Annotated in this window: 3 protein-coding genes and 3 pseudogenes; all 6 read left to right on the forward strand. The window is 57.0% G+C overall.

All coding sequences use genetic code 11. The features are described from left to right. Positions 1-202 (forward strand): annotated as a pseudogene (locus tag Q1B15_RS03160) (sugar ABC transporter permease); the annotation flags it as partial. Positions 203-206: 4 nt separating this feature from the next. Continuing rightward, positions 207-1,949 (forward strand): L-arabinonate dehydratase, encoded by a 1,743-nt coding sequence (gene araD / locus Q1B15_RS03165; RefSeq protein WP_299750043.1) that lies wholly within the window; start codon positions 207-209, stop codon positions 1,947-1,949. Next, the gene (locus tag Q1B15_RS03170) at positions 1,950-2,882 is read left to right on the forward strand and encodes a Gfo/Idh/MocA family oxidoreductase (RefSeq protein ID WP_299750046.1); all 933 of its coding nucleotides are present in this window, start codon (positions 1,950-1,952) and stop codon (positions 2,880-2,882) included. Between the two features lie 139 nt (positions 2,883-3,021). Then, positions 3,022-3,321, forward strand: a pseudogene (locus Q1B15_RS03175) (DDE-type integrase/transposase/recombinase); the annotation flags it as partial. 619 nt (positions 3,322-3,940) lie between these two features. After that, positions 3,941-4,420, forward strand: a pseudogene (locus Q1B15_RS03180) (NAD(P)-dependent oxidoreductase); the annotation flags it as partial. Between the two features lie 6 nt (positions 4,421-4,426). Further along, entirely contained in the window at positions 4,427-4,840 is a 414-nt protein-coding gene (locus Q1B15_RS03185; protein ID WP_299750048.1) for an NAD-binding protein, read from the forward strand. Positions 4,841-5,206: the final 366 nt, after the last annotated feature.

A 5,206-nucleotide genomic window follows, 5' to 3' on the forward strand; every position in this document is an offset into this window, starting at 1 on the left:
TGCGGTCTTTATTGGTGGCGCGTCGATGTCCGGTGGGGTTGGTAAAATTGTTGGCGCAGTTGTAGGTGCCTTCATCATGGGTGTCATGAACAATGGCATGTCGATCATGGGTATCGGCATTGATTACCAGCAGGTCATCAAGGGGCTCGTGCTGCTCGCCGCTGTGATCTTCGACGTTTACAACAAACAGAAACAGAGCTGATGTCATGACATTCAAACCCGCAATCTGGCCGCGCAAACTACGCTCCCAGGAATGGTTCGGCGGAGACAGCCGTGACCACATCTACCACCGCAGCTGGATGAAAAATCAGGGACTGCCCGCTGATCTGTTTGACGGGCGCCCGGTGATCGGCATCTGCAACACATGGTCGCAACTCACTCCGTGCAACGCGCATCTGCGCGACCTGGCCGAGCGGGTGAAACACGGCATCTACGAAGCTGGCGGACTGCCGTTGGAATTCCCCGTGTTTTCCACTGGTGAAAGCGCATTGCGTCCCACGGCTATGATGTATCGCAACCTTGCGGCGATGGATGTCGAAGAAGCCATTCGTGCCAATCCGTTGGATGGCGTCGCGTTGCTGGTCGGCTGCGACAAGACCACGCCCGCGCTTTTGATGGGGGCGGCCTCGGTCGACCTCCCCGCGATCATGGTCTCCGGCGGTCCGATGCTGAACGGCTGGTTTCGAGGCGAACGCGTCGGGTCGGGCACCGCGCTTTGGCAGATGTCCGAAGATATCAAAGCGGGCAAGATGTCCCGCGAGGACTTTCTTGAGGCTGAACAATCGATGAGCCGCAGCCCCGGATCCTGCAACACCATGGGTACGGCAAGCTCGATGGCTAGCATGGTCGAGGCACTGGGTATGACTCTGTCTGGCAACGCCGCCATCCCCGCCGTCGACAGTCGCCGCCGGGTCATGGGGCATGTGTCAGGACGGCGCATCGTAGAGATGGTCAAGGACGATTTGAAACCTTCCGACGTTTTGACCCGCGACGCCTTTGAAAACGCGATCCGCACCAATGGTGCGATTGGTGGCTCGACCAACGCAGTAATCCACCTGATGGCTATTGCAGGCCGTGTTGGTATCGATCTGACGCTTGACGACTGGGATCGGCTGGGACGCGACGTGCCGACCATCGTGAATCTGATGCCGTCGGGAAAATACCTGATGGAAGAGTTTTTTTATGCCGGTGGTCTGCCAGTGGTAATCAAACGCCTAGGTGAAGCTGGTTTGTTGCATCGCGATACACTGACAGTATCTGGCGAAACCGCGTGGCATCAGGTCAAAGACGCGACCAATTTTAACGAAGACGTGATCCTGCCCGCTGATGCGCCCCTTGCAGAGCAGGGCGGCATTGCTGTCTTGCGCGGCAATCTGGCGCCCAATGGTGCCGTGCTCAAACCCTCTGCCGCCAGCCCGCATCTGCTGACCCATCGCGGTCGGGCGGTCGTGTTCGAGAATATCGACGACTACAAAGCCCGGATTGATGACGACGATCTGGATATTGACGAAACCTGCGTCATGGTGCTGAAAATGTGCGGGCCGCGCGGCTATCCGGGTATGTCCGAGGTGGGCAATATGGGTCTGCCGCCAAAGGTGCTCAAGAAAGGCATCACTGATATGGTCCGCATTTCTGACGCGCGGATGTCGGGCACCGCCTATGGCACGGTGATCCTCCATACCAGCCCCGAAGCTGCCGCCGGTGGGCCTTTGGCCATCGTACGGAATGGCGACATGATCGAGTTGGATATGCCGGGCCGCCGCATACATCTGGACGTTTCTGAGGTCGAGATCGCACGACGTTTGGCGGAATGGGAAAACCCTGTCGCGCCGCCCGCCAGCGGTTATGCCCGTCTGTTTCATGACCACGTACAGGGGGCGGACACCGGCGCCGACTTCGATTTTCTCGTTGGTTGCCGTGGCAACGCAGTGCCAAGGGATTCGCATTAGATGGCCAAACACACACTTGAAATCGCTATCGTCGGCGTAGGGAAAATCGCCCGCGATCAGCATATTCCCGCGATCTCAGGCACCCCCGCATTCACGTTGAAAGCAACGGCAAGCCGCAATGCGCAGGTGGGCGGGGTCGATGGCTACGGCGATCTGGATACGCTGCTGAATGCGCATCCTGAAATCACTTGTATCTCTCTGTGTACACCGCCGCAGGTGCGATATGCCGACGCGCGCCGGGCCTTGTTGGCGGGCCGACATGTGATGCTGGAAAAACCGCCTGGTGCGACGCTCAGCGAAGTGCATGACCTGATCTCCTTGGCTGAGGCGCGGGGTGTGACGCTGTTTGCGACCTGGCATTCAAGGCACGCGGCGAGCGTTACGGCGGCGCGAGACTGGCTGCAAGGCAAGGACATCACAGGGGTCGAAGTAATCTGGAAGGAAGACGTACGTCGTTGGCACCCCGGTCAGGAGTGGATCTGGCAGGCCGGCGGTCTGGGTGTGTTCGATCCGGGCATCAACGCCCTGTCGGTCCTCAGCGCGATCTATCCCCGAGCTTTGCATCTGTCGGCTGCTGAGTTGTATTTCCCGGAAAACCGCGACACGCCAATTGCCGCCGATCTGACGTTCAATGATCCCGGAGGTGCGAACGTTTCAGCGGTCTTCGACTGGCGACAGACCGGACCGCAGACCTGGGATGTGAAAATCGAAACCTCGGACGGGACTGCAATCCTCCGCGATGGTGGGGCCCGGCTGGTTGTTGACGGCACTGAAATCAGTGCGGGGTCGGACCACGAGTACCGTGCGCTTTATGCCCAGTTTAGCGAACTGGTGGCCACAGGCGCATCTGACGTTGATCTGACCCCGATGTTTCATGTGGCCGACGCTTTCACATTGGGGCGCAGGCGGGCCGTCGCGCCCTTTGACTGGTAAGATTCCACTCGACGGGGCGTTGTCACAGTAACTCAACAATCGGCAGATTTCGTCTTTTTGATGGGACTTGAAGTCTCGTAAGGGCATTGTCAGAAGAAGCTGACTTGAACGGGGCAGGGCGGTTTCGTAGCGTTCCGGGATGACAAAACGCTCCCCTTTTGGCTACTTCAAGACCTCTCCTGAAATCATTCGCCTGGCGGTGATGATGTATGCCCGATTTCCGCTTTCGCTTCGAAATGTCGAAGATTTTCTCCATGAGCGCGGCATCGACGTGAGCCATGAAACGGTACGTTTCTGGTGGAATGGATTTGGCCCAATGTTCGCCGCAGAAATCCGTAAGAACCGGATCAATCGGATGCGCGCTCATTCGAATTGGCAATGGCATCTGGACGAAGTTTTTGTGAAGATCAACGGTGAAACGCACTACCTGTGGCGGGCCGCCGCTCTCTCCGAGTGGCGTCAACTCGGTGCGGCATAAAAAGGGCAGCTTCATTGTCCTTGCAGAGACTGGTTCGCATTGGTCTGACAGCACCCTTTATATGATCCACCGCGAAAGGGTCACCGCCCGTCAGCTGATCACTGAGCGCGCTGCTCCACCGATCTGAGGTGGAGTGCGATCTTTAGTGCAAAGAACCCACAGCCGACGGTCAACCCAGCCTGAGATGCCGCAGGTCTAGCGGGACGGACCCAGCGCATTGCGGAGGGTTGCCAGCAGGGAGGTTGGGCGGAATGCGGACGTTCGTGGCGCTTTGCTTGAAGGGCAGCTCTGCGGGAAAAGCCGGCCTGATGCATTTGCAGCGAACATTGCTACGACACACCGGTCGAAACAGCGACCGAGTTGCGGCAGTGCAGCACAATTCCCCCAAACCGGCCGTTCGCTGCACCCGTGTCCAATGTCTCAGATGCGGGACAAAGCCATCCTTCGCTGCACAGCGGCACTTCAAGGCTGGAGGGACTTCGGCTCTGCGGAAAATACCGAAAAATGCATGCAACCGTGCTTGCGCCCGAATTAGGTTGCAGAACTTAATCACCGAAGTCACACATGCTTTAAACGGGGGAAGAGTATGGCTAAAGAAAAGATAGGCTTTGTAGGCGTTGGGCTAATGGGCCACGGCATGGCGAAAAATATTTTGGTAGCGGGTTATCCGGTTACCGTCATCGCCCATAGCAACCGCATACCGGTCGAGGACTTGGTCGCCCAAGGCGCAACAGAGGCCGCTTCACTCGAGGAACTGGCTGGCAACTCTACGATCATCCATATTTGTGCCCCTGGCTCCCCGCAGGTGGAAGCGATTGTTGACGCACTTATGCCAGCTATGCGCCCCGGCACTGTGATTGTTGATTGCTCGACCTCAGACCCAAACTCAACTGCCGCCCTTGCTGCAAAACTCGAAGAGGGTGGTTTCCACATGGCAGACGCACCGCTGGGAGGCACTCCTATTCAGGCAGAAGCAGGGGAGCTTGCGGCCATGATTGGAGCGTCTGACGCCGTCTTCGAGAGACTCAAGCCAGTAGTCGCTACATGGGCAGGTTCGATCGTCCACATCGGGCCAAGCGGCGCCGGACATAAGATGAAGCTTCTGAACAATTTCCTCTCCTTGGGATATGCGGCTCTTTATTCTGAGGCGCTAGCCCTGTCGGAAAAAGTTGGCATTTCCACCTTGCAGTTTGACTCCGTTATTCGCGGCAGCCGTATGGATTGCGGCTTCTACCAAACCTTCATGGGATACGCAGTTGAGGGCGATCGCGAGGCCCACAAATTTACTTTGACCAACGCGCTGAAAGACATGTGCTATCTTGAATCCATGGCTGGGGCCGTGGCCTTGGCAAACCCGATTGGGAACGCGGTGAAAAATAGCTTTGCTCTAGCTCATGCAGCAGGAGGCAATGGGCCTGAGGACTACGTCCCGCATCTCACAGACTATGTTGCGAAACGAAATGGTGTAGAGAAAGCTTAGGTCCCAAAAGCGTCTCGACGGAGGTATTCGAGCCCTTTGAGGTTCTGAAATTCGAGAAATGTCACTCGTTTAGGCACAGTTATATGAGGGTTAGACAAACAAAAACCCAGCCGATGATAGGCCAAGGGGTGTTTCAAATTCGCCTAAGTAACGGCATGCTTCACTTCATCCTTCGCGCTCTAATTTTTTACGCGCCAATTTCCGCGCACGGCGGATTGCTTCAGCAGAGGTGGTCCTGGTTCTTCGACCACTTTGCAGCCCTGTTAAGGTGGATCAGGGTTTCTTGTCAGGCTGCCATTCTCATTGGTTCTTTTTGGCTCGCATAGGCTTCGTCGGGGGTCAAGATGCCGTGGGTCGAGTGCGGTC

Origin of the sequence: uncultured Boseongicola sp. (assembly GCF_937988555.1) — a bacterium.
Lineage (GTDB): Bacteria > Pseudomonadota > Alphaproteobacteria > Rhodobacterales > Rhodobacteraceae > Boseongicola.